The sequence below is a fragment of the Enterobacter sp. 198 genome, from assembly GCF_009025585.1.
Taxonomy (GTDB): Bacteria; Pseudomonadota; Gammaproteobacteria; order Enterobacterales; family Enterobacteriaceae; genus Enterobacter; species Enterobacter ludwigii.
On the sequence record NZ_WCIM01000023.1, the window covers coordinates 199,502 to 226,224 of the forward strand.

The 26,723-nt window shown below is 55.5% G+C and carries 26 protein-coding genes; 11 read left to right on the forward strand and 15 right to left on the reverse strand.

From position 1 onward, the window contains the following. The first annotated feature begins 65 nt into the window (after positions 1-65). The 3 genes from kduD (at position 66) to F8561_RS15605 (ending at position 3,030) form a co-directional block, all read left to right on the forward strand. Positions 66-827, forward strand: a complete 762-nt coding sequence (gene kduD, locus F8561_RS15595; RefSeq protein ID WP_151887675.1) for a 2-dehydro-3-deoxy-D-gluconate 5-dehydrogenase KduD — start codon at positions 66-68, stop codon at positions 825-827. Between the two features lie 93 nt (positions 828-920). Then, positions 921-1,511 (forward strand): metal-dependent hydrolase, encoded by a 591-nt coding sequence (locus F8561_RS15600; protein ID WP_020884412.1) that lies wholly within the window; start codon positions 921-923, stop codon positions 1,509-1,511. Between the two features lie 127 nt (positions 1,512-1,638). Further along, a complete protein-coding gene (locus tag F8561_RS15605) occupies positions 1,639-3,030 on the forward strand; it encodes an L-cystine transporter (RefSeq protein ID WP_014169681.1) in 1,392 nt (463 codons plus the stop codon). Positions 3,031-3,077: 47 nt separating this feature from the next. Here the strand turns inward: F8561_RS15605 and cedA are convergent, their stop codons facing one another. Next, entirely contained in the window at positions 3,078-3,332 is a 255-nt protein-coding gene (cedA, locus tag F8561_RS15610; protein WP_226778064.1) for a cell division activator CedA, read from the reverse strand. A 187-nt stretch (positions 3,333-3,519) separates the two neighbouring features. On the opposite strand from cedA, the gene katE reads away from it, so the two are divergent. Beyond that, entirely contained in the window at positions 3,520-5,769 is a 2,250-nt protein-coding gene (gene katE, locus F8561_RS15615) for a catalase HPII (protein WP_020884413.1), read from the forward strand. A gap of 85 nt (positions 5,770-5,854) precedes the next feature. Here katE and chbG read toward each other — a convergent pair whose 3' ends face one another. From chbG to osmE, 7 genes are all read right to left on the reverse strand, one after another. Then, complete coding sequence (gene chbG / locus F8561_RS15620; protein ID WP_151887677.1) at positions 5,855-6,613, reverse strand: chitin disaccharide deacetylase; 759 nt, start codon at positions 6,611-6,613, stop codon at positions 5,855-5,857. An 11-nt stretch (positions 6,614-6,624) separates the two neighbouring features. After that, on the reverse strand, positions 6,625-7,980 hold the full coding sequence (locus F8561_RS15625) for a 6-phospho-beta-glucosidase (RefSeq protein WP_025204406.1): 1,356 nt from the start codon (positions 7,978-7,980) through the stop codon (positions 6,625-6,627). Positions 7,981-8,090: 110 nt separating this feature from the next. Continuing rightward, complete coding sequence (gene chbR / locus F8561_RS15630) at positions 8,091-8,930, reverse strand: transcriptional regulator ChbR (protein WP_014169676.1); 840 nt, start codon at positions 8,928-8,930, stop codon at positions 8,091-8,093. Positions 8,931-8,938: 8 nt separating this feature from the next. After that, on the reverse strand, positions 8,939-9,286 hold the full coding sequence (gene chbA / locus F8561_RS15635; RefSeq protein ID WP_020884417.1) for a PTS N,N'-diacetylchitobiose transporter subunit IIA: 348 nt from the start codon (positions 9,284-9,286) through the stop codon (positions 8,939-8,941). A 47-nt stretch (positions 9,287-9,333) separates the two neighbouring features. Next, positions 9,334-10,692 carry a PTS N,N'-diacetylchitobiose transporter subunit IIC gene (chbC, locus tag F8561_RS15640; protein ID WP_014169674.1) on the reverse strand — a complete coding sequence of 453 codons (1,359 nt, stop codon included), beginning with the start codon at positions 10,690-10,692 and terminating at the stop codon, positions 9,334-9,336. Between the two features lie 79 nt (positions 10,693-10,771). Next, positions 10,772-11,089, reverse strand: a complete 318-nt coding sequence (gene chbB / locus F8561_RS15645; RefSeq protein WP_008500676.1) for a PTS N,N'-diacetylchitobiose transporter subunit IIB — start codon at positions 11,087-11,089, stop codon at positions 10,772-10,774. Positions 11,090-11,372: 283 nt separating this feature from the next. After that, positions 11,373-11,717 (reverse strand): osmotically-inducible lipoprotein OsmE, encoded by a 345-nt coding sequence (gene osmE, locus F8561_RS15650; RefSeq protein WP_014169673.1) that lies wholly within the window; start codon positions 11,715-11,717, stop codon positions 11,373-11,375. 232 nt (positions 11,718-11,949) lie between these two features. Here osmE and nadE point away from each other — a divergent pair, with 232 nt between their 5' ends. Together nadE and cho are read left to right on the forward strand one after the other, a co-directional pair. After that, positions 11,950-12,777 carry an ammonia-dependent NAD(+) synthetase gene (gene nadE, locus F8561_RS15655; protein WP_020884418.1) on the forward strand — a complete coding sequence of 276 codons (828 nt, stop codon included), beginning with the start codon at positions 11,950-11,952 and terminating at the stop codon, positions 12,775-12,777. Between the two features lie 123 nt (positions 12,778-12,900). After that, positions 12,901-13,779 (forward strand): excinuclease Cho, encoded by an 879-nt coding sequence (cho, locus tag F8561_RS15660; protein WP_151887678.1) that lies wholly within the window; start codon positions 12,901-12,903, stop codon positions 13,777-13,779. On the opposite strand, the gene ves is transcribed toward cho, so the two are convergent. From ves to F8561_RS15695, 7 genes are all read right to left on the reverse strand, one after another. Continuing rightward, entirely contained in the window at positions 13,757-14,314 is a 558-nt protein-coding gene (gene ves, locus F8561_RS15665) for an environmental stress-induced protein Ves (protein WP_020884419.1), read from the reverse strand. The genes cho and ves overlap by 23 nt on opposite strands. 297 nt (positions 14,315-14,611) lie before the next feature. Further along, a complete protein-coding gene (gene spy / locus F8561_RS15670) occupies positions 14,612-15,109 on the reverse strand; it encodes an ATP-independent periplasmic protein-refolding chaperone Spy (RefSeq protein ID WP_020884420.1) in 498 nt (165 codons plus the stop codon). A gap of 338 nt (positions 15,110-15,447) precedes the next feature. After that, positions 15,448-16,413 (reverse strand): succinylglutamate desuccinylase, encoded by a 966-nt coding sequence (astE, locus tag F8561_RS15675; protein ID WP_047955473.1) that lies wholly within the window; start codon positions 16,411-16,413, stop codon positions 15,448-15,450. A 10-nt stretch (positions 16,414-16,423) separates the two neighbouring features. Further along, positions 16,424-17,749 (reverse strand): N-succinylarginine dihydrolase, encoded by a 1,326-nt coding sequence (gene astB / locus F8561_RS15680; protein WP_151887679.1) that lies wholly within the window; start codon positions 17,747-17,749, stop codon positions 16,424-16,426. Then, positions 17,736-19,223 carry a succinylglutamate-semialdehyde dehydrogenase gene (gene astD, locus F8561_RS15685; RefSeq protein ID WP_020884423.1) on the reverse strand — a complete coding sequence of 496 codons (1,488 nt, stop codon included), beginning with the start codon at positions 19,221-19,223 and terminating at the stop codon, positions 17,736-17,738. Before astD ends, astB begins: the two co-directional genes overlap by 14 nt. Next, positions 19,220-20,254, reverse strand: a complete 1,035-nt coding sequence (gene astA, locus F8561_RS15690; protein WP_014169664.1) for an arginine N-succinyltransferase — start codon at positions 20,252-20,254, stop codon at positions 19,220-19,222. The genes astD and astA overlap by 4 nt, the downstream gene beginning before the upstream one ends. Beyond that, a complete protein-coding gene (locus F8561_RS15695; protein WP_014169663.1) occupies positions 20,251-21,471 on the reverse strand; it encodes an aspartate aminotransferase family protein in 1,221 nt (406 codons plus the stop codon). The genes astA and F8561_RS15695 overlap by 4 nt, the downstream gene beginning before the upstream one ends. A gap of 433 nt (positions 21,472-21,904) precedes the next feature. Here F8561_RS15695 and xthA point away from each other — a divergent pair, with 433 nt between their 5' ends. From xthA to F8561_RS15720, 5 genes are read left to right on the forward strand one after another with little or no spacing between them, the layout of a single operon-like run. After that, the gene (gene xthA, locus F8561_RS15700; RefSeq protein ID WP_020884424.1) at positions 21,905-22,711 is read left to right on the forward strand and encodes an exodeoxyribonuclease III; all 807 of its coding nucleotides are present in this window, start codon (positions 21,905-21,907) and stop codon (positions 22,709-22,711) included. A 6-nt stretch (positions 22,712-22,717) separates the two neighbouring features. Continuing rightward, complete coding sequence (locus F8561_RS15705; RefSeq protein WP_073396594.1) at positions 22,718-23,401, forward strand: TVP38/TMEM64 family protein; 684 nt, start codon at positions 22,718-22,720, stop codon at positions 23,399-23,401. Positions 23,402-23,416: 15 nt separating this feature from the next. After that, positions 23,417-24,577, forward strand: a complete 1,161-nt coding sequence (locus F8561_RS15710) for an ABC transporter substrate-binding protein (protein ID WP_410375784.1) — start codon at positions 23,417-23,419, stop codon at positions 24,575-24,577. After that, positions 24,550-26,079, forward strand: a complete 1,530-nt coding sequence (locus F8561_RS15715) for a thiamine ABC transporter permease (protein WP_151887681.1) — start codon at positions 24,550-24,552, stop codon at positions 26,077-26,079. Before F8561_RS15710 ends, F8561_RS15715 begins: the two co-directional genes overlap by 28 nt. Then, positions 26,079-26,699: an ATP-binding cassette domain-containing protein gene (locus F8561_RS15720; RefSeq protein ID WP_151887682.1), complete on the forward strand. Its 621-nt coding sequence runs from the start codon at positions 26,079-26,081 to the stop codon at positions 26,697-26,699. The genes F8561_RS15715 and F8561_RS15720 overlap by 1 nt, the downstream gene beginning before the upstream one ends. Positions 26,700-26,723 lie beyond the last annotated feature (24 nt).

Sequence of the window (26,723 nt, forward strand, 5' to 3'; positions counted from 1 at the left end):
CTTTTCTTATCCCCCGCTTCTATCCTTAGCGTCAGAATGACAATAACCTTACTTCTGAGGCGCGTATGATACTGGATAACTTCACTCTGTCAGGAAAAGTGGCCATCGTCACCGGATGTGATACCGGTCTGGGACAAGCCATGGCCATTGCGCTGGCGCAGGCGGGATGCGACATCGTGGGTGTTAACCGCAAAGCGCCGGAGGAAACGGCTGCCTGCATTAGCGCACTCGGAAGGCGGTTCAGGGCGATTCGGGCCGACCTCAGTCAGCAGGAGAGTCTTCAGAACGTTGTTGACAGCGCGGTGGCTGAGATGGGGCGAGTCGATATTCTGGTGAATAATGCCGGGACCATACGCCGTGAAGATGCTCTCGCGTTCAGCGAAAAGGACTGGGACGACGTCATCAACCTGAATCTGAAATCGCTTTTTTTCCTCTCCCAGGCCGTGGCTAAACAGTTTATTGCGCAGGGCCAGGGCGGGAAAATCATTAATATCGCCTCGATGCTCTCATTCCAGGGCGGCATCCGCGTGCCCTCTTACACCGCGTCCAAAAGCGGCGTGTTGGGGATCACGCGTCTGCTGGCCAATGAATGGGCGACACTCGGCATCAATGTTAACGCCATCGCGCCAGGCTACATGGCGACCAACAACACTCAGCAACTGCGAGATGACCAGCAGCGCAGCCAGGAGATCCTCGACCGGATACCTGCCGGGCGCTGGGGAGTTCCGGAAGACCTGCAGGGACCGGTGGTATTTTTAGCCTCCGCCGCCTCGGATTACGTGAACGGTCATACGTTAGCCGTCGACGGGGGCTGGCTGGCGCGCTAGGCGCGTTTGTGACATACAGTTACACCGTCACCTCTTTCGTCTACTGTATAAAAACCCTATACTGTATGTATTGACAGTTTTATGGGTTTTATCATGACGGCGGAAGGCCATCTGCTTTTTTCCATTGCGTGCGCAGTTTTTGCCAAAAACGCTGAACTTACCCCTGTGCTCGCACAGGGGGACTGGTGGCATATTGTCCCGTCCGCCGTGTTGACCTGTCTGCTGCCCGATATCGACCATCCAAAATCGTTCCTGGGACAGCGGCTAAAGTGGATATCAAAACCCATCGCCCGCGCGTTTGGTCACCGCGGGTTTACCCACAGCCTGCTGGCTGTATTCGGCCTGCTCACCCTTTTCTATTTAAAAGTCCCTGAGAGCTGGATAGTGCCCGCCGATGCTATCCAGGGAATGGTGCTGGGTTATTTAAGCCATATCCTTGCCGATATGCTGACGCCTGCGGGCGTGCCGCTGCTCTGGCCATGCCGCTGGCGTTTCCGTTTGCCCATTCTTGCGCCGCAGAAAGGTAATCAGCTTGAGCGTGTGTTGTGTATGGCGCTCTTTGCCTACGCCGTCTGGATGCCGCAAACCTTGCCCGAAAACAGTGCAGTGCGCTGGTCATCCCAGATGATCAATTCGCTGCAATTTCAGTTTAATCGGTTCATTAATCACCAGATTGAACACTAAGCACACAAATTATTTCCATTTGTCATAACCCATTCCATTTGGATATAAGCGCCACATCACACTTCTGATAATCTTGCGCCAACAGGATCGGTAAAAACCGACCGTATAATAAATCAGGAGAACGGGGATGAATTTTCCACTCATCGCGAACATTGTAGTGTTCGTTGTATTGCTATTGCTTCTCGCGCAAGCGCGCCACAAACAGTGGAGCCTCGCGAAGAAAGTGCTGGTTGGTCTGGCCATGGGTGTCGTGTTTGGTCTGGCGTTGCAGGCTATTTACGGCTCCGATAATCCAGTTCTGAAAGATTCTATTCAGTGGTTCAACATCGTCGGTAACGGCTATGTCCAGCTGCTGCAGATGATCGTTATGCCGCTGGTGTTTGCCTCTATTCTGAGCGCCGTTGCCCGTCTGCATAACGCCACCCAGTTGGGTAAAATCAGCTTCCTGACCATCGGTACGCTGCTTTTTACCACGCTGATTGCTGCTCTGGTCGGTGTGCTGGTCACCAACCTGTTCGGGCTGACCGCTGAAGGTCTGGTCCAGGGTACGGCTGAAACGGCGCGTCTTACCGCGATTCAGACCAACTACGTGGGTAAAGTCGCTGACCTGACGGTGCCACAGATGGTGCTCTCTTTCGTGCCGAAGAACCCGTTTGCTGACCTGACCGGTGCCAGCCCAACCTCCATTATCAGCGTGGTGATCTTTGCGGCCTTCCTCGGTGTGGCGGCGCTGAAGCTGCTGAAAGACGACGCGCCGAAAGGCGAGCGCGTGCTGGTGGCTATCGATACCCTGCAAAGCTGGGTAATGAAGCTGGTCCGTCTGGTGATGCAGTTGACCCCTTACGGTGTTCTGGCGCTGATGACCAAAGTGGTTGCCGGCTCTAACCTGCAGGACATCATTAAGCTGGGTAGCTTCGTCGTCGCCTCTTATCTGGGCCTGGGCATTATGTTCGTGGTGCACGGTATCCTGCTGGGCGTCAATGGCGTTAGCCCGCTGAAATACTTCCGTAAAGTGTGGCCGGTACTGACCTTTGCGTTCACCAGCCGTTCCAGCGCCGCGTCTATTCCGCTGAACGTTGAAGCGCAGACCCGTCGTCTGGGCGTACCGGAATCTATTGCCAGCTTCTCTGCCTCCTTTGGTGCCACCATTGGTCAGAACGGTTGCGCAGGTCTCTACCCTGCAATGCTGGCGGTAATGGTTGCTCCGACCGTGGGTATTAACCCACTGGATCCCGTCTGGATTGCCACGCTGGTCGGGATTGTTACCATCAGCTCCGCAGGCGTTGCGGGTGTTGGCGGTGGCGCAACCTTCGCCGCGCTGATTGTCCTGCCGGCCCTGGGTCTGCCGGTGACGCTGGTTGCCCTGCTGATCTCCGTTGAGCCGCTGATCGACATGGGTCGTACTGCGCTGAATGTGAGCGGTTCCATGACCGCCGGTACGTTGACCAGCCAGTGGCTGAAGCAGACCGATAAAACCATTCTGGAAAGTGAAGACGACGCTGAACTGGCGCACCGTTAATCACGGATGAATAAAAAAAACCGCCTGATGGCGGTTTTTTTTGGCTGTTATTCTTCAATCTCTTCATCCTGGCGGACCTGGTTCGCCCATCGCTGGGCCGACTCCGGCCCCGAAAACGTGGGCGAGCGGCGGAAGTGTTCTCCCATCAGAACAAACGCTACGTATTTACCGCGCAGTTGCCAGACATCACGAAAACCATCCACCTTCAGGGCGTGTTCGGGCGGCGCGGGTTCGACGCGGGGCACGTAGCTAATGACAGGGCGGTTTTGTTGACGAAAAGGTTTCATAAGCGACGGGTTCACTAAAGCACATTCTGGAAGCAGGAAAATTCTATGATAGCCGATCCTCCCCCCACGCGTCGCGCCCTGCATCGCTCTGATAGCGCATTCCTTAACCAGGTCATCTGAAAACTCTTAGTTCGCCCGCCCTTTCGCCACATTGTTCTATAGTTAACAAGGTTTTTAGCAATGGATAAAGGAGAAGCGTGCAATGTCGAACAAAGATAAAACACATCAATCACCCATTCATGGCACTGAAGAATCTCAACCAGGCATGGACTCTCTGGCCCCAGCGGACGGCTCTCACCGCCCGTCCCCCGGCCCTTCCGCACCTGGCGAACAGCCTACCGCGCCGGGAAGTATGAAATCCCCGGATACCGGAAACGAGAAGCTGAAATCCCTTGAGTCCCACCGTAAAGGCGGCGAAGGTTTTGCACTTACCACCAACCAGGGCGTGCGCATTGCTGACGATCAGAACTCGCTGCGTGCGGGAACACGCGGACCGACCCTGCTGGAAGACTTTATTCTGCGGGAAAAAATCACCCATTTTGACCATGAACGTATACCTGAGCGCATCGTTCACGCGCGTGGCTCCGCGGCACACGGCTACTTCCAGCCCTACAAAAGCCTCAAAGAGATAACCAAAGCGGATTTCCTTTCCGATCCGGACAAAATCACACCGGTCTTTGTCCGCTTTTCAACCGTGCAGGGCGGCGCTGGTTCGGCAGATACCGTGCGTGATATCCGCGGCTTCGCCACCAAATTTTATACCGAAGAGGGTATTTTCGATCTCGTCGGCAATAACACCCCGGTGTTTTTCATTCAGGATGCGCATAAATTTCCTGACTTTGTCCATGCGGTAAAACCGGAGCCCCACTGGGCCATACCGCAGGGACAAAGTGCGCATGACACCTTCTGGGATTATGTCTCACTGCAACCAGAAACGTTACACAACGTGATGTGGGCGATGTCAGACCGTGGCATTCCGCGCAGCTACCGCACGATGGAAGGGTTTGGTATTCATACCTTCAGGATGATCAACGCGGACGGGAAAGCCACATTCGTACGCTTCCACTGGAAGCCTGTGGCGGGCAAAGCCTCGCTGGTGTGGGATGAAGCCCAGAAGCTGACCGGGCGCGATCCGGACTTCCACCGTCGTGAGCTGTGGGAGTCGATTGAAGCCGGTGACTTCCCGGAATATGAACTGGGGTTACAGCTGATCCCGGAAGAGGATGAGTTTAACTTCGATTTCGACCTTCTCGACCCGACAAAGCTGATCCCAGAGGAACTGGTGCCGGTTCAGCTGGTGGGTAAAATGGTGCTCAACCGTAACCCGGACAATTTCTTTGCCGAAAATGAGCAGGTCGCGTTCCACCCGGGGCATATCGTTCCGGGGCTGGATTTCACGAACGATCCCCTCCTGCAGGGGCGGTTGTTCTCCTATACCGATACGCAGATCAGTCGCCTTGGCGGGCCAAACTTCCACGAAATTCCGATTAACCGCCCAACCTGCCCGTACCACAATTTCCAGCGCGACGGGATGCATCGCCAGGATATCGATACCAATCCGGCTAACTATGAGCCGAACTCCATCAACGATAACTGGCCGCGCGAAACGCCGCCGGGACCGAAACGCGGTGGTTTTGAGTCGTACCAGGAGCGCATCGATGGCAATAAAATCCGCGAGCGCAGCCCGTCATTCGGCGAGTATTATGCCCAACCTCGCCTGTTCTGGAACAGCCAGACGCCGATCGAGCAACAGCACATTATCGGCGGCTTTAGCTTTGAACTGAGCAAAGTGGTGCGGACTTACATCCGCGAGCGCGTGGTCGATCAGCTCGCCCATATCGATATTCAGCTTGCCCAGAGCGTGGCGGATAACCTTGGCATTACGCTGACGGACGAGCAACGCAATGCGGCCCCACCGAAAGACGTTAACGGACTGAAGAAAGATCCGTCCCTGAGTCTGTATGCGGTGCCGGGTGGCTCGATAAAAGGCCGGGTAGTGGCCATTCTGCTGAATGACAAAACCCGTGCCAGCGACGTGCTGGGGATTATGCAGGCGCTGAAAACCAAAGGCGTTCACGCCAAACTGCTCTATTCCCGCATGGGGGAAGTGACCGCCGACGACGGTTCAGTGCTGCCGGTTGCGGCCACCTTTGCCGGAGCACCATCGCTCACCGTTGATGCGGTGATTGTGCCGTGCGGCGACATCGACAGTCTGCTGAACAATGGCGATGCGATTTATTATCTGCTGGAAGCCTATAAGCACCTGAAGCCGATCGCCCTTTCCGGCGATGCGCGACAGTTTAAAGCGCACCTGAAGGTGGCTGAGCAAGGCGAAGATGGCATTGTCGAAGGCGATAATGTCGATGATGCGTTTATGACCAAGCTGTTCGATCTGCTCGCAGCGCACCGTGTGTGGTCACGCAGCAGTAAGATTGATCGTATACCGGCATAAGAAAAGCCGGGTCTGGCTTTGCCCGACCCGGTGCTGATTGACATCGTTTACTCAGCCCGGCAGGCACCGCGCCTCCGGGCTATTTTCATACATCCTCAAAGGTGCCCAGACGGTACCCACGCTCGGCAATGGCGTATTTCAGCGATGCCGACGTCAGCACATCCAGTTCCGCCAGTCGCGGCCAGCAGTAGGCACTTTTACGCACAATGTTATCGACAAACGCCGGGTGTGCCATCACTTCCAGCGACCGTTCCCCGCGCGTGGCGGACTCATCCAGCACCTGCAGGAACAGCGCTTCGCTAATCTCGTCGCCGTAGAACGCGCTACTGAACCCGTCCGTTGTGGACACAGAAGACAATGACAGCCCGTGCAGCGCCTGCATCTCACGATCCACGCGCATTGCCACGCCTTTGCGCTGTGCAAATTCCGCCACTGACGGGAAAAGTGCCGGGATCATATGCACGTGATGATGGCTGTCAATATGCGTGGGTTCACGGCCAAAGAGATCGACGAAACGGTTGAACTGACAGTCCAGCTCGCGGGTAATCTCCTCGAGCGGCAGCGTGCCCTGCTCTGCCTGCTCCCAAATCCATTTGCCCAGCTGTCCGTCCCGCGTCAGTCCTGGCATCGGTGAAAGCGGCATCCCGAGCGTCAATACAAAGTGCATGCCGACGCCCAGCGCTGGCACTTCGCGGCTGAGCTGCGCGGCGTGTTCAACCGCGTCACCATTAACCAGTGCCGTTGTTGAGGTCACCACACCCCGGCGGCAGGCTTCAATAATGCCGTAGTTTTGACCTTTTGAGAGACCAAAATCATCAGCATTGACGATCAGCAGGTTTTCCATCACACATCCTCTCAGTGCTGTTTGAATTTCAGCTTCTCAATCGTGGCGGCAAAATTAGGCAACCATTTTTCATGCGCCAGAATCATTTCGCTGGCCAGTTGCTCGGCATCGCGATCGGAATGGACCAGCGGGCTGAGATTGAGTGCCAGAAGAACGTCATTGAGTTCACCGCTCAGCGCCGCGTTGCTGGCTGCCACTTCAAACCCTTTGATGGTGTGGATCAACCCCATCACTTTGTCGTCAAAGTGGGTAATCCGTGGATGCGGCCTGGCGCCATCACGTCCCAGAATGCAGGTCATCTCAACGGCCCAGTCAGCCGGGATGTTGTCGATATGGCCGTGATGCGGCACATTGACGTAGTGCTCGGCCTGCTTGTCGTTGTAAATGGCGTTGATCACTTCGCACGCCGCATCGGAATAATACGCTCCGCCGCGCAGCTCAAGCTCTTTCGGTTTCACGTTCAGGTTCGGATCTTTATACAAATCAAACAGCTGCTTTTCAACTTTCTGCACCACCTGAGCGCGTGCGCCACCCTTATAGTACTCACCCATCTCGATGGCCAGCATCTCTTTCTGTTTGAAGTAGTAAAGCAGGTATGAGCAAGGCAGCAGATTAAGCGAGCGGATCAGCCCTTCGCTGAACGGCAGGTCAAAGATGTTTTTCACTGACGCAGCGGTCAGGCGTCCGGAGGCTACGCCGTCAAGCAGTTCGCTAAAGCGAGACTGACCATTCACGATGACATCTTTGATAAACACCATGTGGTTCAGGCCAAAGAGATCGATAGAAAGATCGTCGGTATCGGTCAACTCCAGCACATCGCTGATGAACATCTTCATGCCAATCGGAATATTACAGACGCCGATAAAGCGTTTGAAACCGGTGTGGCGATAGACCGCCTCGGTCACCATCCCGGCCGGGTTGGTGAAGTTAATCACCCACGCGTTGGGGCAGATCGCTTCCACATCGTTGATGATGTCAAAAATGACCGGAATGGTACGCAGCCCCTTGAACAGGCCGCCCGCGCCGTTGGTCTCCTGCCCCAGATAGCCGTGGCTCAGTGGAATACGTTCATCCATTTCACGCGCTTTGAGTTGACCGACGCGCAGCTGAGTCGTCACGAAGTCGGCATCCTGCAGCGCCAGGCGACGGTCGAGGGTTTTATGCACGGTCAATGGCACACCGGCTTTCGCGACCATCCGCTTGCAGAGCTCAAAAATGATATTCAGTTTCTCCTGACCTTCCTCAACGTCCACCAGCCATAATTCGCTGACCGGTAATTCATGATAACGTTTCAGGAAACCTTCGAGTAATTCCGGGGTATAACTGCTGCCGCCGCCAATGGTTACGACTTTTAATTTCTTCTGCATAATATCTCCCTTAGCATATCAGGTTAATCGCCTGCAAGGTGTAGCGTACTCTTCCCGCTCTGTGGGCAAGCAATCAAGGCAATATTTGTGGCGGGTAAATCCGCCGAAATTTAATTAATTACCGTCAGGTTCTTCCGGTAACTGTTCGGTGTGAACGAGGTCAATTTCTTAAAAGTCTTAATAAACAAGCTGGGGCTACTGTAGCCTGACTCATAAGCAATATCGGTAACCGAGTAGTTAGTTATTTCCAGCTGTTTTTTAGCAAAATTAATGCGGATTTCATTAATAATTTGCACTGGCGTTTTACGATAATAACGCTGAGTTGCTCGGGTCAGATATTCCTGTGATTTACCGGACAAAGCGACCATATTTTCCAGCGCATTTTCGCTGAACTGCCCTTTATCGTGCATCAGTTCAACCGTACTGCGCAGCCACTGCGGAATATCATCGCTCACCTGCTGCTCTTCACGATGGTGGCGCAGACGGTTCATCACATAAAACGTCACCGTTTCAATAAACTCATCAAATTCATTCTCGCGAAAGTTAAGCGAGGCGATAACCGTTTCAATCCAGGTCATGAACTCGTTTTTGATGCGATAGACCTGCGAGGCCACAAAGCAGAACGGCACCAGCGGCAGATAGTGTTTCTCAAAGAAGCGTCTGCTGACACCTACGTTAAGAATGCGGGTTGCACCAAATTCATAAAAGCTCTGGTGATGGGACCCCATCGGCAGGAAGACGAAATCTCCCCGCTCAAGCAGGACGCGCTTGCCGTTGATTTCCTGGTAGTAGCGACCGGTCAGAACAATCGTGAACTCATAGTAGTCATGCTGATGCAGACCGCTCGCGCTCTCCGTCTTGTTGTAAATAATCACGTGAAAATTTTTGCCATTAAACAGTTGCTGTTCAAGTGCGGTTTTTATTTCCATCGCGCTGACCTCCTGCTGCAAACTCTGCCTTACTGCATCTTCTCGTGAAGCTCAATTAACTCGGCCACCAGTTCACGTGCCAGCATCGACGTCATCAGATGATCCTGCGCATGCACCAGCACCAGACTGACCTTCATCTTGCCTTCACCCTGGTCGCTTTCGATAAGCTTTGTCTGCACCAGGTGCGCTTCGTTCAGCGCCGTACGGGACTGTTCCATCATGGTTTTCGCGGCTGCGAAATCACCCTGCTTGGCCTGTTTGAGCGCGGCATACGCCAGGCTACGCGCCTGCCCGGAATTGATGATAAGCCCCATCACCACCTCTTCCAGATCGTTCTCTGCGGTTTCTTCTGCGACAATACTGTCCAAATCTAACATTTTTAAGCTCCTTTTGGCTGGCGCGGGTTGACCCGCGCCGTGCAATTTTAGAATTTCAGTGCGAGGGCGATATCCTCTTCGCTCTCTTCTTCATCGATAACGGTTGCAGCTTTGTTTGCTATCGCCACGAATGGCATATAGAGCAGTGTTGCAATCCCAAGGTTGAATATCGCCAGCAGGAAGGCAGCCACGCTACCGTTGGTGTTGAAGAACGCCCCCAGACCCGCCGGCATGGTCCACGGCGCAATGTTGGTGACGGGCGGGATAATGCCCAGGTAATAGGCCGTCAGGGTAATGGCCGCCAGCAGTGGCTGAACCAGAATGAACGGAATGAACATTACCGGGTTCATGATGATTGGCAGACCAAACAGAATCGGCTCGTTAATCTGGAAGATGCCTGACGGCAGCGCCAGCTTCGCAACCTGACGATGGTCAGCGCGACGAGAAACAATAAAGACCGCGATGATCAGACCCAGCGTCGCCCCGGTACCCCCCAGGAAGATATAAGAGTCAAGCATCGGCTTCGCCCACACATGGAAGGTTTTACCGGCTGCCAGCGCCGCGTCAACGGAGCCGTACTGCTGGTAAAGTGCAACGTTTTCCAGTGCCCATGGGGTCATAATACCGCTGTCCAGCGCCGCCAGTGCCAGTGAACCATGCACGCCAAAGAACCACAGCAGGGAGGTGAAAATCACATACGCCCAACCGACCACGCTACCCATTGACGCCAGCGGCGTTGAGATAGAGTCCATAATGATCTGGTGGAAGTTAGTGCCCCAATGAGAGAGCGCCCAGGCGATAATCCCCATGATGGAGAGAATAATGAAGCCTGGAATCAACGCGGAAAATGAACGAGAAACGGACGCCGGCACGCTATCCGGTAAACGGATAACCCAGTTGCGACGAATAATAAAGGTGAACATCTCCGCAACCACCAGGCCGATAACGATACCGGAGATGATATTAGCGCCCCCCAGCCAGTTGGCCCCTACGGCATAGGCCTCACCGACGCTGTATGGCGTCACGGTCATAAAGGCGGCAATGGATAATAAACCTGCGGCCAGCGGATCCACTTTCCGCTCTTCCGCCAGTGCCATGCCAATAAAGAAAGGTGCCATCAGCGACATAATACCTAACGTACCGTTATATACGTTGCCGCCGATGGCTTTTAAACCATTAAGGGTTTCAATTGTGGAAGCGTCTAATCGAATTCCTAATGAATAAAAAAAGGAACCTTCACCAAAGCTCAGAAAAACGTTGTTAATTAAAACGAACATTGCCCCAGCCAGCGTCAACGGCATTAATCTAATAAAACCGTTTTTGATGGCATTAACGTGAGGCTGCTTTCCTATTTTAACAGCAAAAGGAAGGAGTACCTTTTCAAGTGAAGCGATGACTTTACTCATAGGAAAATACCCTTAAATGCCGCAACGCAGGTTACGGCGTATTGTGTGTGAAATAACTCTTTGACGGGAAAAATAAAAATTAATTAGCAGCTTTTTTAATTGCTGCAACAGCAGCTTTCAATACACCTAAACCATCAATCTTGCCGTACAATCCCGAATCGATCACTTCGACCGGTTTATTGGGTAACAGACGTTGAATTTCGGGCAACATATAGGCAATTTGCGGCCCCAGTAAAACGACGTCGGCTGTCTGGCCCTTTTCGCCCGCCAGCGTCTCCGGAAACGCTTCGATTACCACCGGGACTTCATACTTCTCAGCCTGAGCACGCATCTTTGACACCAGAAGCGAGGTTGACATGCCTGCTGAGCAGAACAGATAGATATGTTTCTTTTCCATAGTAACTTCCCTCTCGTATGACTACCTGCCATCGCGCTATCACTCGACTCGCTATCCTGGCAGACAGGTAGTTTGCTTACTGTTGTTTGTCGTTGGAGTGAGTATACGCAATGGTACAGACAGGAGATAATTCTGCACAGGGTCAAATTGTCTCTCATTGACCTGGTGTGTTGACTACCTTCACATTTCAGGCAAATAATTCGCGAGAAGAAATAAGATTTACGTATGTATAAAAAAAAACCGGCCCAACGGCCGGTTTATTAACATATTCAGGCAAGAAGGGTTACTGCGCCTTAGGTGCCTGCGGATCGGTATCGTATTCAGTACAGGTCTGGTAACCGGAGTTGATCACATGACCGGTCTCATCCAACGCAACGAAGTAGGTCTCTGCCTTACCATCACGTTGACCCAGGATATAGGTCTGGCAGGTACCGCGTGCATGAATCATTGTCACTTCAGAAGAAGGCTTGCCGGCAATCGCAGCCACCTGCGAACGGGTCATGCCTTTTTTGACATCTTTCACTACGGGCTGTGTAAACTGATCTTTGGTGCGGTCGTAGGCCGTACACCCTGCCAGCATAGTCAGTACCGCCGCTGCGCTAAGAATTCCTGCTACGTTCTTGTTCATATTCCGTCCTCTTGTTTATCAGCGTGTTATCTAAGCATGGAATAAAAAGTACTATTGTTCAACTTTGTGAATTCCGCCAGACGAATTTCGGAAAATTCTAATAAAACAACGATAACCTGCTAAATCGCCGCAATTTAGCGCACTCGAAACTGTGATCCTTGTCGTTTCTCGTTCAAAGGGTTAGTTTTAACAGTTAACACAATCTGTTTATGTTCTGCATATGGAGGGCGTGATGGCTCTGCAACAAGAGATTATTCAGGCGCTGGGCGCGAAGCCCGCGGTAGACGCACAAGAAGAGATCCGCCGCAGCGTGGATTTTTTAAAGTCTTATTTAAAAACTCACTCGTTCCTGAAATCCCTGGTGCTGGGCATCAGCGGCGGTCAGGACTCTACCCTGGCCGGTAAACTCTGCCAGATGGCAATTTCAGAGCTCCGCGAAGAGACGGGTGATGACGCGCTGCAGTTTATTGCCGTGCGTCTTCCCTATGGCGTGCAGGCTGATGAACAGGATTGCCAGGATGCCATCGCCTTCATCCAGCCCGATCGCGTACTCACCGTCAATATCAAAGGATCGGTGCTGGCCAGCGAGCAGGCGCTTCGCGAAGCAGGCATTGAGTTGAGCGATTTTGTCCGCGGCAATGAAAAAGCCCGTGAACGTATGAAAGCGCAATACAGCATTGCCGGGATGACCAAAGGCGTTGTGGTCGGTACCGATCATGCGGCAGAAGCCATCACGGGTTTCTTCACCAAGTATGGCGACGGCGGTACCGATATTAACCCGCTCTTCCGTCTGAACAAACGTCAGGGTAAGCAGCTGCTTGCCGCGCTGGGTTGCCCGGAGCACCTTTACAAGAAAGCGCCAACGGCAGATCTGGAAGACGATCGCCCCTCCCTGCCGGATGAAGCGGCCCTGGGTGTCACCTATGACAATATTGATGATTATCTGGAAGGCAAAAAACTGGATGAAGGTACCGCGAAGATCATTGAAAGCTGGTATCTGAAAACCGAGCACAAGCGTCGCCCACCGATCACCGTGTTCGATGATTTCTGGAAAAAGTGACACTCTGGCACCCTCTCTCTGGGGAGGGGGTGTTCTCCCGCACCGTCCGTTGCGCCATCCGGCTCTTTTTTAACCAAACCGGCTCTGCTACACTGTATGCCTGAACAGTATATGGAGTAGTATGTGAGCAGGCGTCAATCCGCCCCGCGTCTTGAGTTTGAAGCGGCGGCTATCTACGAATATCCCGAACATCTTCGCCCCTGGCTTGAGGAACTGCCTAAACAGCCGGGCGTGTATATCTTTCACGGTGAGAGTGACACCCTTCCGCTCTACATTGGCAAAAGCGTAAATATTCGCAGCCGGGTCATGTCTCATCTGCGTACGCCAGACGAGGCGGCAATGCTGCGCCAGTCGCGACGCATCACCTGGTTTCGTACCGCCGGAGAGATGGGCGCGCTCTTACTGGAAGCCCGGCTGATCAAAGAGCAACAGCCGCTGTTCAATAAGCGTCTGCGCCGCAACCGGCAGCTCTGCTCCCTGCAGATAAACGCCGGTAAGCCGCAGGTTGTCTACGCACGCGAAGTCGATTTTTCTCACGCCCCCAATCTCTACGGGCTGTTCGCAAATAAACGGGCGGCTCTGCAGGCTCTGCAAACGCTGGCCGATGAGTTACAGCTGTGCTACAGCCTGCTAGGCCTCGAAGCAACCACCCGCGGGCGGGCCTGTTTCCGCTCAGCGTTAAAGCGCTGCGCAGGGGCCTGCTGTGGGAAAGAAAGCATTGAGGAACACCACGCCCGGCTCCTCGCAGGGCTGGCGGCGCTTAGCGTTAACTGCTGGCCGTGGGAGGGTGCCGTTGCGCTAAAAGAAGTCGGTGACGCGATGACCCAGTATCACATCATCAACAACTGGCTCTGGCTGGGCGCTGTTGACGATGTAAACGATGCGGCAACCTTGCTGCGCACACCCGCCGGTTTCGACCACGATGGCTACAAAATTCTCTGCAAGCCCGTGTTAACCGGCAAGTATGAGGTCATAGAGCTTAGTGCCCCGGCAGCCAATTAATTTCGCTGAATAATAAGGTGCCCTGAGCCTCCAGCAGGCGGAGAGTATGGACGCCCTCCTCCCAGCTGGCGCCCTGATCGGCCGTCAGCAACTTATCGCCAAGCTGCCACGCCCCGCTTAACACGAACGCGACGCCCCCGCGGGAGCCGAACGTGGTAAAGGTGCGGTCAGCGACACGCACTTTCGCCTGACAACGGTCACGCCGGGTCATGATGTTGAAATCCATCGACATCCGTCCTTCGGAAAGCAGCGCTTTCACCGGCTGATCGCCGGAAAAATGGTATGGCTGATGATGTTTCAGGGTATGGCAGAACGCCTGACCGGCATCCAGCGTTACCTCACCCCCTTCAAGCAAGGTAATCACCCGATCGACACCGGGAAAAGAGGAGAATTCGCCATTGCTGGCGATGGTCGCGATACTGGCACGCCAGTAAAAATCGCGCGTTGCGGGCGGAAAACAACAAATTTCCCGCGTCTCGCCTGCGCCATTGCGCCAGAGGCTGACCGGCATCTTACGGATATCAAAGAACTCCATCACCACTCCTGAAAGGCACAACCTGTGCCAGGGCAAGGATATCGCTATCGTTGCTGTCTTGTTTGTTATCGTTGGGTTTTCACAGACACAGTATCGGCAGCAGAGCGGGCAGGCCTTAGCGGAACGTTAATAAAAATTATAACGCCATGACTCTGCAAACATTCTCTGAAGCGACTACAGGAGAATACCGCTCTGGCGGCGGCAGACAAGAGGGCAGGAAAGAAAAACCGCCGGTCCTGTCCACAGCGTTAGCGCTTTTGTGGACAGGATCCCGGCGGTCTTAAGATGTTGAACCGATTATTCGGTTGGTGCTGGCATTTTACCTTCCATTGCTGGACGTTCTGTCAGACGCTTCTCAAAATTGGCATTAAATTGTTTTTTCTGTTCCGGCGTCAGAATGTTGTAGATCTTGTTCTGGGTTTCCATATGCGCCAGCATGCGGGCTTTATGCTGCTCAGCCATTTTGTCGATCTGCGCTTCGGCTTTTGCTTTATCGAAGCTGTCGCTGGCGATGATGTCATGCATCGCGCGGCGTTCGTCCAGTGACGGACGTTTCATCTGGTCGCGCTGGCTTTTCATGATGTCGCGGACCTGCTGTTTCTGTGCATCCGTCAGGTTCAGATCTTTAAACATCATCATCTCGTGGTGCATACCCGGCTTGCCTTTATGATGCATCATCATTTTGCCTTCGACAGGCGCGGCAGTGGTGGTGGTCGCGGTATCTGCAGCGAACGCCATGCTGGTAGCGCCCAGAGCCAGGGTAGAAGCAACAAACAGTGCAGTAAACTTACGCATAATTTATTTCCTTACTTTCAGTTATTCTTCGGCGCTATGCCGTGTTGACGAGATTAACTTTACGGGGTTTATCGTCAATTAATCAGAGCAACAGTAAAACAATGAAAGTGTAAAAAACAAATTATCGCCAAATGTGGAGGAATTAAGGATAAAGGATGGAGAGTTGCAACGAAAATATTCAAAATGATGATTTTCAAAGCAATTTAGAAAAGTATAGCGAAGTGAAGACCAATAATAAAGCAATTCACCAGGAATATTCTGCAATAGTTGTCATTGCGCTTTAATCGCTAAGAAAAATATTTTGACGCTCCCCTCTCAGGCAATGAGAGGGGAAATGTTCAGGACACTTTTTCCAGCATCAGTCCGGCGCGCAGGCCAAACGCTACCGATGGATTAGGGAACAGAACATATTCAGTGGTTTTCTGCACCTCGTAGCGCTCGTCGCCATCTTCCGCCAGCAGAACGCCTTTGCGAAAAGGGGTGAAGTTCAGCGTGTGGGCGGCCATATGCAGCCGGAAGGCCTCGCTGCGGCGAGTGATCTGCTGTACGACCCGATAACGCACGACAGTCTGTTGCGTTGGCTCGGGTGCCAATCCCCCGAGCAGCGCGCGAAGCGCAAGATGCGTTGGCGCGAAGCGCGCGAGATCGTTCTGGCCAAACGGTAGCGCTTTTCCCAGCTCCAGCGTGCAGGCCAGCGCGCCGAAATGCTCACAGGTGAAATGGGTAAATGTGCCCCCCGGCGACTGATGAAACACCAGAGCCTCCAGCCCGGCGTCGCCCAGCCAGCTCAGAAACGCCTCATCCCACGGCTGGTTACGCTGGGGCAGAACACCAAAGCGCACATGATAAGAGGCGCGAATTGCCGTATGCAGGTCGAGATGCCAGCGCACGGGACCGGCCGCGGCGAAAAATGTGGCAACCACGTGCTCAAGCCACTGCGCCCGCGACGTTTCATCGCCCGGCACAAACTGTGACCAGCGGCCGCCAAACATGCGGTTAAGGTCGCTCTCAAGATAACGTTTGTTTTGCGCCAGCGCAGGCGGGTTGCCAAGCACCACCAGCAGACGGCACTGCAGGGTGATATCTCCCCGATACAACGCGCGAAGCAGCAGGTCGACAATTTCAACCGGCGCGGTTTCATTACCATGGATGCCGGTTGAAAGCAGCAGCGATAACTCACTCTTCGCGGCCGGTGTCAGTTCAAGGACGCCGCGACCCAGCCACCGCCAGTGAAATGAGGGGCCCTCCCCCTCACGCTGTTCGGGCGTTTCATCGGCCAGTGTCAACGCCAGTAAATTTTCCATAGCCACTCCTTTAGCGCTGGAACGGATAAACCGTTCCCAACTGCAGGATTGTTGTTAACGCGTCCAGTGCCTCACGCCCTTCACGCAGTAGCTGAGGGTCGACCAGATCGGCCTGCGTTAATCTGTCGCGATAGTAACGATCCACCCAGTCATTCAGGGAGTTAAACAGCGTCTCATTCATCATCACGGCTGGATTAACAGCCTGCATTTCGTTCTGCGTCAGCACTACGCGCAGGCGTAAACAGGCCGGACCGCCGCCGTTGGCCATGCTTTCGCGCAGGTCAAAGACGCGCAATTCATCGATCGGGTTATCGGCTTTCACCAGTTCAGACAGATAACGCCACACCCCTTTATGGTCCTGCGACTCTTGCGGCAGCACCAGCATCATGCTGCCGTCCTCACGGCTCAACAGCTGGCTATTAAAGAGGTAAGTTTCAACCGCATCCTGCACGCTGACCGCCTGGGTCGGCACCTGAATCGGCATAAATCCCGGCACCCGCTCATGCAGCGTAGCGAGCAGCTTCTCCTGATGGGCAAACGCCTGCTCATGGCAGAACAGCACCTGGCGGTTAGAGACGGCAATGACGTCATTGTGGAAAACCCCCTGGTCAATCACCTGCGGGTTCTGCTGAGCAAAAATCACCTGTGAGGGATTCACCTGGTTCAGCCGCACGACGGCCTGGCTTGCCGCCAGCGTCTGGCGGGCGGGATAACGGACAGGCGCCGAATGGCCGCCCTCTTCTCGCCCGTAAATGAACAGCTGTACGCCGGGATCGCCATAATCCCCCCCAAGACGGTTATGGTTTGCCGCTCCTTCATCCCCGAACATGGCCACCTGTGGCAACGCCTGATGAACCTCAAAGTGGGCCTCATCACGGAAAATCGCACGCAGTACGCGCTCGGTCGTCTCCGCTTCGGTAGCACGGTGGAATTTGTTATTCAGGTTCGCCACCGTTAAATGCACTTTGCCATCCAGCGTATCGGCCGACGGTGCAACGGTAGCAGCGTTTGCCACCCACATCGACGAGGCAGAGCTCGCCGCTGAAAGCAGGTGCGGCGTCTGCGTACCCGCTTTTTCGATAACCTGCTCATCGCTGCCGCTAAAGCCGAGCTGACGTAACACCGCCACGTTCGGACGCTCCTGCGGCGGGATCACCGCCTGCGGGAAACCGGCATCCGACAGAGCTTTCATTTTCAGCAGCCCCTGCTTCGCTGCCAGTTTCGGGTTGGAGACCTGAAAACGGTGCTTCGTCGAGGCTTCATTACCAAACGAGAGGCCAGCATAGTGGTGCGTCAGCCCCACCAGCCCGTCAAAGTTAACTTCACGCGCTTTCATGACGATCCCCCTGAGTAAAATCCAGCCCCGGACTCAGCGTTTCCGGCAGCGTCAGCGCAGGCGTTTCCAGGCTCGCCATCGGCCACGCGCAGTAATCTGCGGCATACCATGCGCTGGCGCGGTGGTTACCCGAAGCGCCTACCCCGCCAAACGGTGCCGTACTCGCCGCACCGGTAAGCGGTTTATTCCAGTTCACGATCCCGGCGCGTGCTTCGAGCAGCAGCTGATCAAATTTCTCACGATGCGGGGAAATCAGACCGCTCGACAGGCCATAGCGGGTGTGATTGGCCATCTCAATGGCACTGTCAAAATCGTCATAACGCCAGACGCAGAGCAGCGGGCCAAAGACCTCTTCATCCGGCACGTTGCGTGCGCCACTCATCTCAACAATGCCCGGCGTCAGGAGCGATGTTCCGGGCTTGATTTGCTTTGGCTCAAGCAGGGTTTTCGCACCGCGCGCCACGTGATCCTGCCAGGCTTTCAGCACGTTCAGCGCGGCCTGCTCGGAAATCAGCCCCCCAATAAACGGCTGTGGGTCGGCATCCCACTGCGCAGGCACCAGACGCGCGCTGATTTCCACCAGCCGCGCGAGGAAGGCGTCGCCCTGTGCACCCCGTTTCACCAGCAGACGACGCGCGCAGGTGCAGCGCTGTCCGGCGGTAATAAACGCTGACTGGAGGGTCAAATGCACCGCCGCGTCGATATCATCAGGATCTTCAACGATCAGCGGGTTGTTACCACCCATCTCCAGCGCGAGAATTTTTTCCGGCTGCCCCGCCAGCTGGCGATGCAGTTGGTAGCCCGTTCCGGCGCTGCCGGTAAACAGCAGGCCGTCGATATCACTCAACGCACTCAGCGCCTGGCCGGTTTCACGTCCCCCCTGCACCAGATTGAGCACCCCGTGCGGCAGACCAGCCTGTTCCCAGAGCTTCACCACCACCTCACCGGTCAGTGGCGTTAACTCACTCGGCTTGAAAATCACGCTATTGCCCGCCAGCAGCGCGGGCACGATATGCCCGTTCGGCAGATGCCCCGGGAAGTTATAGGGGCCAAATACCGCCAGCACGCCGTGCGGACGGTGGCGCAGCGTGGCCGCGCCGTCAGGCATATCGGTATGTTGCTCGCCGGTCCGGGTATGGTACGCCTTCACCGAAATGGCGATTTTATTGATCATCGCCGTCACTTCCGTGGCCGCCTCCCAGCGCGGCTTGCTGGTTTCCTGAGCGATAACGCGCGTCAATTCGGCTTTATTGGCCTCCAGCAGTGATGCAAATTTCTCGACAATTCCCTGACGTACGGAGAACGGTTGTTTCGCCCATCCCGGGAAGGCGCGACGGGCGGCGTGACAGGCCTGTTCGACCTGCCCGGCGCTGGCGTCATTTCCCTTCCAGAGCACTTCTTGTCCGACCGGATTGGTCTTTATGCGCGGCTCGCCTTCGCCCGTGACCCAGTCACCGTTGATCCATAAAGTCATGCTGTTTTCTCCTCAGGGCAGAGACGCACCAGGCGAACCGTGTCGCCGGCGTTACATTTCAGGGCATCCAGTTGCGCGGCCGTCAGCACCAGACGTTCACTTTTCGGGTTGGTTCGCACCAGCATGGCGCGGAAATTGTTGTACTGCTCGTTAGCCACCAGACATGCTGGCCACTCACCCGGTGCAGGCTGGCCTTCGGAAACCTCAACCAGCCGGCTTTTACGGATCGCGCGCACGCGGTCGATATCGCACTCCAGGGTGGGTCCGCCGTCAAAGATGTCCACATAGTTACGGTAGCGGAAACCCTCTTTTTCCAGCACCGCCCGGGCCGGCGCGGTTTGCGGGTGCACTTCGCCAATCACCGCCTGCGCCTGGGGGCTTAAGAAATGGGTATAGATGGGGTGTTTCGGCATCAGTTCGGCGATAAACGCTTTCTGCCCGGTGCCGCACAGATAGTCCGCGCGGCTGAACTCCATCGAGAAGAAGCGCTCGCCGAGACTCTCCCAGAAAGGTGAATAGCCGGTGTCGTCGATTACGCCGCGCATCTCGGCGACGACCTTTTCGTTAAAACGATCGCGGAACGCGGCCATAAACATGAAGCGCGACTTGGAGAGCAGATAACCGTTGCCCTCTTTTCGCCACGCAGGATCGAGGAACAGCGTGCAAAGCTCGCTGGCTCCCGTGTGGTCATTACAGAGAAAAAGCGTGGGCAGCGCGTTATAGACGTTCAGCTCTTTTGAGGCGTGAACCATCGTACCGACACGGTAGTTGTACCACGGGTCGTTAAGCCCGACGGCCACTTCGATTGCGCAAATGCCGGCCACGGTACCGGTGTCGGTATCTTCGAGAACGAACACATAACCCTGTTCGCTTTTTGGCAACGTCCCCTGCCAGGTTTGCAGGGCGCGCTCAATGCGCGCCGACAGCGTTTTTTCATCGGCAGGAAGCGAGGTCAGCCCGCCTCCCGTCTTACCGGCAAGCTGCATGAGCCCGGCGATATCGCCGCGCTCAACGGGACGGATGACCATCATGATGACACCCCGGACTTCACATGTTCACAGGCCAGTGCAAAACGGTCTAAACCGGTTCTCACCTCTTCCTCGCTGACAATCAGCGCAGGGGCAAAACGCACCACGTTGGCACCGGCAATCAGTACCATCACGCCCATTTTTGCCGCTTCCTGTGAAATAAGTTTAGCTTTTCCGGCAAACTCAGGTGTGAGTTCGCAGCCAATTAACAGACCCAGACCGCGGATCTCTTTAAACAGTCCCGTCTTGCTGTTGATGGCGTTCAGGCGCTCAACAAACCAGTCATGACGTTGTTTAACGCCCTTGAGCACTTCCGGCGTGTTAATGATGTCGAGAACCTGTCCGGCCACGGCGGTAGCCAGCGGGTTACCACCGTATGTTGTACCATGCGTACCCACGGTCATTACGCTGGCGAATTTATCAGTGGTCAGCATGGCGCCAATCGGGAAGCCACCGCCCAGCGCTTTCGCCGTAGAGAGCACGTCCGGCGTTACGCCGTAGTGCATATAGGCATACAGCTCACCGGTACGCCCCACCCCCGTCTGGACTTCATCGAAAATCAGCACCGCATGATGACGATCGCACAGCTCACGCAGCCCCTGCAGGAACGCTTTTTGTGCCGGAAGGACCCCGCCCTCACCCTGCATAGGCTCGACGATCACCGCACAGGTGGTGTCGTTGATAAGCTCGCTGGCGGACTGCAGATCGTTATACACGCCGTGACGAATATCCGGCGGCAGTGGCGCAAAATCCTGCGAGTATGACGGCTGACCGCCAGCGCTGACGGTAAAGAGCGTGCGGCCGTGGAACGCGTTTTTAAACGCCACAATGCCGCTCTTATGAACGCCGAATTTATCGTGTGCATATTTGCGTGCCAGCTTCAGGGCCGCTTCGTTTGCTTCCGCACCTGAGTTACAGAAAAAGACTTTTTCGGCAAACGTTGCGTCGATCAGCTTTTTCGCCAGTCGCAGAGCGGGCTCGTTGGTAAAACCGTTACCGGTATGCCAGAACTTCGCCGCCTGGTCGTTCAACGCCTGGCGCAGTGCCGGGTGCGCGTGACCCAGAGCGTTTACCGCAATCCCGCCTGCAAAGTCGATATACTCTTTGCCCTGTTGATCCCACAGGCGTGAGCCTTCCCCCCGTACCGGAATAAAAGCCGCCGGAGCGTAAACCGGCATCATCCATTCATCGAAATTTTCACGCGTAATTGACAGAGACATAGCGACCTCATCCGGTAAATAAAAGGTTATTTAGATGTTAAATAATTGAGTGTTTGCATTGTGAATGTAGATTGCAGCCTTCGTGCCAGCCAGCGATAAAAATGCATAAACGGGTTAGGGTTACAGAATATCAATAAGTTACGATATGGAGTTATTCACTGTTATTGCATAAAAAGTGAATATTTTTACGGCAAGCGGCGCTTTGCCGCACGAAAATAAGAAAGAGTATGCAGAAGCCAAATATAATTCTGGAATTGTGATCGCTCGCGAAATTTATCGGTTCTTTACGCCCTGTTGGGGGGCAATGCGCGTCAGAATGGTGCAAATATTGCACCGTTGGCATGATCTGTCGCAGTTATTGGTCGAACCCCGTAACAGTTGACGCAAATTCTGCTACCATCCATGCACTATTCACCTTGCATTGGCAGCGACTATGAAATTTGTCTCTTTTAATATCAACGGCCTGCGTGCCCGCCCTCACCAGCTTGAAGCAATTGTTGAGCAACATCAGCCAGATGTGATCGGCCTGCAGGAGACAAAAGTTCACGACGATATGTTCCCCCTCGAAGAGGTGGCGAAGCTCGGTTACAACGTCTTCTATCACGGACAGAAAGGTCACTATGGCGTGGCGCTGCTGACCAAAGAGACGCCGGTTTCCGTACGTCGTGGCTTCCCGGGCGATGATGGCGAAGCGCAGCGTCGCATCATCATGGCGGAAATTCCTTCACCACTCGGCAATATCACGGTGATTAACGGGTATTTCCCGCAGGGTGAGAGCCGCGACCATGAGACAAAATTCCCGGCCAAAGCAAAGTTTTACCAGGATCTGCAGGATTACCTGACCACCGAACTGAAAAAAGAGAATCCGGTGCTGATCATGGGCGACATGAATATCAGCCCGACCGATCTCGATATCGGCATTGGAGAAGAGAACCGCAAACGCTGGTTGCGTACCGGTAAATGTTCTTTCCTGCCGGAAGAACGCGAGTGGATGGAACGCCTGCTCGGCTGGGGTCTGGTTGATACTTTCCGCACCGCCAACCCGGAAACGCAGGATCGCTTCTCGTGGTTTGACTACCGCTCAAAAGGCTTTGATGACAACCGCGGTCTGCGTATTGACCTGCTGCTGGCCAGCCCGCCGCTGGCGGAACGCTGCATCGAAACCGGCATCGACTACGATATCCGCAGCATGGAAAAACCGTCTGACCATGCGCCGGTCTGGGCGAAATTCAAACTGTAACCTCGTGTGAACACGCAAAAAATACTCCTGATGTGCGCCCTTCTGGGCGCATTTGTTCTGACCTTCGTCTTTCTTCCGCCGGGGACGCTCTCCCTGGAAACCATCAAAACGCACCAGCAGTCGCTCCTCTCGCACGTGGAACAGGCACCGTGGCAAAGCGCGTTTTTCTTTTTCGCCCTCTACGTGTTGGTCTCCGCCCTGTCGATACCCGGTGCGGCGATACTGACGCTGCTGGCGGGAGCGCTGTTTGCGCTGTGGGAAGGCACCCTACTGGTCTCGTTTGCTTCTACCCTCGGCGCCACGCTGGCGATGCTTGCCAGCCGTTATCTGCTGCGCGACTGGGTACAGCGGCGATTCACATCGCAGATGAATACGGTGAACGCCGGTATGGCGCGGGACGGTGCAGGGTATCTTTTTGCCCTGCGTCTGATGCCCTTGTTCCCGTTTTTTCTGGTGAATCTGCTCATGGGGCTGACCCGTATTGCGGTCAGTCGCTACTGGTGGGTGAGCCAGGTCGCCATGCTGCCTGCAACCATTATCTTTCTGAACGCCGGACGCGCGCTGGGGAAAGTGAATTCGCTTCGCGATATTTTATCGCCGGGACTGATATTCGCCTTTACACTACTGGGGTTATTGCCGCTGGCGACGCGCTGGCTGTTTTCCCGTTTTACCCCTTCATCAAAAAAGTGAGGCATTATGCGCCGTGTGCGTTTTTGCACGTTTCTGAGCGGTCTGCTGCTGGCAGCCCCGCTGTTTGCAGCGGACAACTGGCAGGCTATCCAACAACAAGCCAAAGGCCAGACCGTCTGGTTTAACGCCTGGGGCGGCGATCGGGCGGTAAACCGCTACCTCGAGTGGGTAAGCGGTGAGATGAAAACGCATTACGACATAACCCTTAAAATCGTCCCACTGGCGGATGCCGCCGATGCGGTCAAACGTATTCAAACAGAAGCCGCCGCAGGCCGGAAAACGAACGGGTCAGTCGACCTCTTATGGGTCAACGGTGAGAACTTCCGTACCCTGAAAGCCGCTAACCTGCTGCAAACCGGATGGGCGCAGACCTTGCCCAACTGGCGCTATGTCGATACCCGTAAACCGGTTATGGAGGATTTTGCTCTCCCCACCGATGGCGCGGAATCCCCGTGGGGCGGTGCACAGCTCACCTTTATTGCCCGCCACGCAAGCCTGCCTGCGCCCCCAAACGATCCTCAGGTGTTACTGGCGTATGCGCAGCAGCATCCGGGCAAAGTCAGCTACCCACGCCCGCCCGATTTTACCGGTACGGCATTTCTGGAGCAGTTGCTCCTGACCCTCACCGCTAACCCGGAGGCGTTGCAAAAAGCCCCTGATAACACCTTTGCCCAGGTGACGGCTCCGCTGTGGCACTACCTGGACAAATTACACCCGCTGCTGTGGCGAAAGGGAGAGGACTTTCCTCCCTCGCCCGCCAGAATGGATACCTTGCTTGCCAGCGGTAGCCTCAATCTCTCCCTGACCTTTAACCCGGCACATGCGCAGCAAAAAGTGGCCAGCGGTGAACTGCCTGCCGACAGCTACAGCGTTGGTTTTGACAACGGAATGATAGGCAATGTCCATTTTGTGGCCATTCCGTCGAATGCCAGCGCAAGCGCAGGTGCGAAGGTGGTCGCCAATTTCCTCCTTTCACCGCAGGCGCAAATTCGCAAGGCCGACCCGGCCATCTGGGGAGACCCGAGCGTACTGGATGCGAAAACACTGCCCGAAAAAGAAGCGAAGCAGCTCGCTGCCCATACGCCGGCAGGGCTGCCGAAAATGCTTCCCGAGCCGCACGCTGCCTGGGTTAACGCGCTGGAGCAGGAATGGCTGCGTCGTTACGGCACCCGCTGAGCTGGCTCGTCTGGCTGGCGATGGCGGTCATCTATATGCCGTTGCTTCCCGCCGCCGCCATACTGTTTGCCCCGGCATTCTCGCTGAACAACTGGCAGTTGCTGCTTAACGACCCGCAGCTGCCACAGGCAACGGTCGCCACGCTGGTCTCAACGCTTATCGCGACGCTGGGGTCGATGTTTATCGCTCTGGTGAGCGTGGCCCTCCTGTGGCCGGGCGAGCGCTGGCGACGGCTCAGCAGCCGGCTGCCGTGGCTGCTCGCCGTTCCTCATGTGGCCTTTGCCACCAGCGCTTTACTGCTTTTTGCCGAAGGGGGCCTGTTGTATCAGGTGTGTAGCGTCTGTACGCCACCACTTGACCGATACGGTGCAGGGCTGGGGCTGACGCTTGCGGTAAAAGAGAGCGCGTTTGTGCTGTGGGCCCTTTACGCCGTCCTGCCGGAAAAACGCCTTGCGCAGCAAAAGGTCGTGCTGCATACCTTCGGCTACGGGCGTTTTCAGGCGCTGAACTGGCTCATCCTTCCGACGATCGCGCCGGCTCTTGGCGCGGTGATGCTGGCGGTGCTGGCCTGGTCCCTGTCGGTAGTGGACGTGGCGATGGTGCTCGGGCCCGGCAATCCCCCGACGCTTGCCGTACTGGCGTGGCAGTGGCTCAGTCAGGGCGATGCGCAGCAGCAGACAAAGGGAACGCTGCTGTGCCTGCTTCTCCTTCTGCTGCTGGCCGCGCTTTCTGCACTGGGTTACGGCGCATGGAGACTCTGGCGTCGCACGCTGCCGGATCTGAGCGGACGCCGTCGAATGTCGCTTATCGCGCCACCAGCGCGTCTGCTCAGCGGATTTCTGCCCGCCTGCGGGGTGCTTTGCGCGGTCGTGCTGCTCATGCTGGCGCAGCGGGACGACATCGGTGCGGTTGGCGCCAGTCTCACCTTTGGCCTGCTCGCCAGCCTGATTTCGCTGGGGGTAATTGTTCTCTGGCTTGAGTGGGGACCGCAGCGAGGCACACAGTGGGTGTGGTTGCCGCTGGCGCTGCCGGCGCTGCCCCTCGTTACCGGACAATATGTTATCGCGTTGCGACTGGGTATCGACGGACACTATGCCGCCGTGCTATGGAGCCATCTGCTGTGGGTTTTACCGTGGATGTTGTTGGTCCTCCAGCCAGCCTGGCAGAGGATCGATCCCCGGCTGATCCTTACCGCCAGAACGCTCGGCTGGCGGCGGGGAAAAATCTTCTGCTGGCTGAAATGCCCCTTGCTGGTACGCCCGGCGCTGCTGGCTTTCGCGACCGGGTTTTCCGTCAGCATGGCGCAATACATGCCAACCCTCTGGCTGGGCGCAGGCCGTTTTGCGACGCTGACCACTGAAACCGTGGCGCTCAGCAGTGGAGGCAGCATTCCGCTTCTGGCTAACCGGGCGCTGGGGTTGCTGTTGGTCACGGGGAGCGTGTTTGGCCTTGCCGCCCTGCTATCCCGGCTCGCAAGCCGTTACCGACGAGGATTACGTTAATGCTGCAGGTCAGCAATCTCACCATTGAACCGCTTTTCCGCGAGGTCAATTTTTGTGTGCCACGCGGCGAAATAGTCACGCTGATGGGCCCTTCCGGCAGCGGAAAATCAACCCTTTTTGCCTGGATGGTGGGCGCACTGTCAGACGACTTCGAGGCTCAGGGCGAACTGTGGCTTGATGAACGTCGCTGCGACGGACTGCCCGTGGAGGCCCGCGGGTTGGGGATCCTCTTTCAGGATGCCCTGCTGTTTGACCATTTCAGCGTCGGACAAAATTTGCTGCTGGCATTACCTGAACGGATTGTCGGACGAGCACGGCGGGAAGCGGTCGAGCAGGCGCTCGGTTCTGCCGGGCTTGCCGGGTATTACGCCAGCGATCCGGCGACCCTTTCCGGCGGCGAACGTGCCCGGGTCAGTCTGCTGCGTGCCCTGCTTGCAGAGCCGCAGGCGTTACTGCTGGATGAACCGTTCAGCCGTCTCGATAATGCGTTACGCGCCTCGTTTCGGGCATGGGTATTTGACACTACCCGCGCACGCAATATTCCGGTGGTTCTGGTCACGCATGACGACGAAGACATGCCCCCGGGCGGCGAAGTGATTGAGATTTCTCGCTGGCAATAATGTGCTAACGCAATGTTTTACCTT

What these genes read in the sequence shown, in the direction of transcription:
- F8561_RS15605 (WP_014169681.1), top strand. Translation starts at nt 1,639, where the DNA reads ATGAATTTTCCACTCATCGCGAACATTGTAGTGTTCGTTGTATTGCTA.
- astA (WP_014169664.1), bottom strand. Translation starts at nt 20,254, where the DNA reads ATGATGGTCATCCGTCCCGTTGAGCGCGGCGATATCGCCGGGCTCATG.
- katE (WP_020884413.1), top strand. Translation starts at nt 3,520, where the DNA reads ATGTCGAACAAAGATAAAACACATCAATCACCCATTCATGGCACTGAA.
- astE (WP_047955473.1), bottom strand. Translation starts at nt 16,413, where the DNA reads ATGGAAAATTTACTGGCGTTGACACTGGCCGATGAAACGCCCGAACAG.
- astB (WP_151887679.1), bottom strand. Translation starts at nt 17,749, where the DNA reads ATGAAAGCGCGTGAAGTTAACTTTGACGGGCTGGTGGGGCTGACGCAC.
- chbG (WP_151887677.1), bottom strand. Translation starts at nt 6,613, where the DNA reads ATGGAAAACCTGCTGATCGTCAATGCTGATGATTTTGGTCTCTCAAAA.
- chbC (WP_014169674.1), bottom strand. Translation starts at nt 10,692, where the DNA reads ATGAGTAAAGTCATCGCTTCACTTGAAAAGGTACTCCTTCCTTTTGCT.
- chbA (WP_020884417.1), bottom strand. Translation starts at nt 9,286, where the DNA reads ATGTTAGATTTGGACAGTATTGTCGCAGAAGAAACCGCAGAGAACGAT.
- F8561_RS15625 (WP_025204406.1), bottom strand. Translation starts at nt 7,980, where the DNA reads ATGCAGAAGAAATTAAAAGTCGTAACCATTGGCGGCGGCAGCAGTTAT.
- osmE (WP_014169673.1), bottom strand. Translation starts at nt 11,717, where the DNA reads ATGAACAAGAACGTAGCAGGAATTCTTAGCGCAGCGGCGGTACTGACT.
- ves (WP_020884419.1), bottom strand. Translation starts at nt 14,314, where the DNA reads ATGGAGTTCTTTGATATCCGTAAGATGCCGGTCAGCCTCTGGCGCAAT.
- F8561_RS15600 (WP_020884412.1), top strand. Translation starts at nt 921, where the DNA reads ATGACGGCGGAAGGCCATCTGCTTTTTTCCATTGCGTGCGCAGTTTTT.
- spy (WP_020884420.1), bottom strand. Translation starts at nt 15,109, where the DNA reads ATGCGTAAGTTTACTGCACTGTTTGTTGCTTCTACCCTGGCTCTGGGC.
- nadE (WP_020884418.1), top strand. Translation starts at nt 11,950, where the DNA reads ATGGCTCTGCAACAAGAGATTATTCAGGCGCTGGGCGCGAAGCCCGCG.
- xthA (WP_020884424.1), top strand. Translation starts at nt 21,905, where the DNA reads ATGAAATTTGTCTCTTTTAATATCAACGGCCTGCGTGCCCGCCCTCAC.
- astD (WP_020884423.1), bottom strand. Translation starts at nt 19,223, where the DNA reads ATGACTTTATGGATCAACGGTGACTGGGTCACGGGCGAAGGCGAGCCG.
- F8561_RS15695 (WP_014169663.1), bottom strand. Translation starts at nt 21,471, where the DNA reads ATGTCTCTGTCAATTACGCGTGAAAATTTCGATGAATGGATGATGCCG.
- F8561_RS15715 (WP_151887681.1), top strand. Translation starts at nt 24,550, where the DNA reads ATGGCTGCGTCGTTACGGCACCCGCTGAGCTGGCTCGTCTGGCTGGCG.
- F8561_RS15720 (WP_151887682.1), top strand. Translation starts at nt 26,079, where the DNA reads ATGCTGCAGGTCAGCAATCTCACCATTGAACCGCTTTTCCGCGAGGTC.
- kduD (WP_151887675.1), top strand. Translation starts at nt 66, where the DNA reads ATGATACTGGATAACTTCACTCTGTCAGGAAAAGTGGCCATCGTCACC.
- chbB (WP_008500676.1), bottom strand. Translation starts at nt 11,089, where the DNA reads ATGGAAAAGAAACATATCTATCTGTTCTGCTCAGCAGGCATGTCAACC.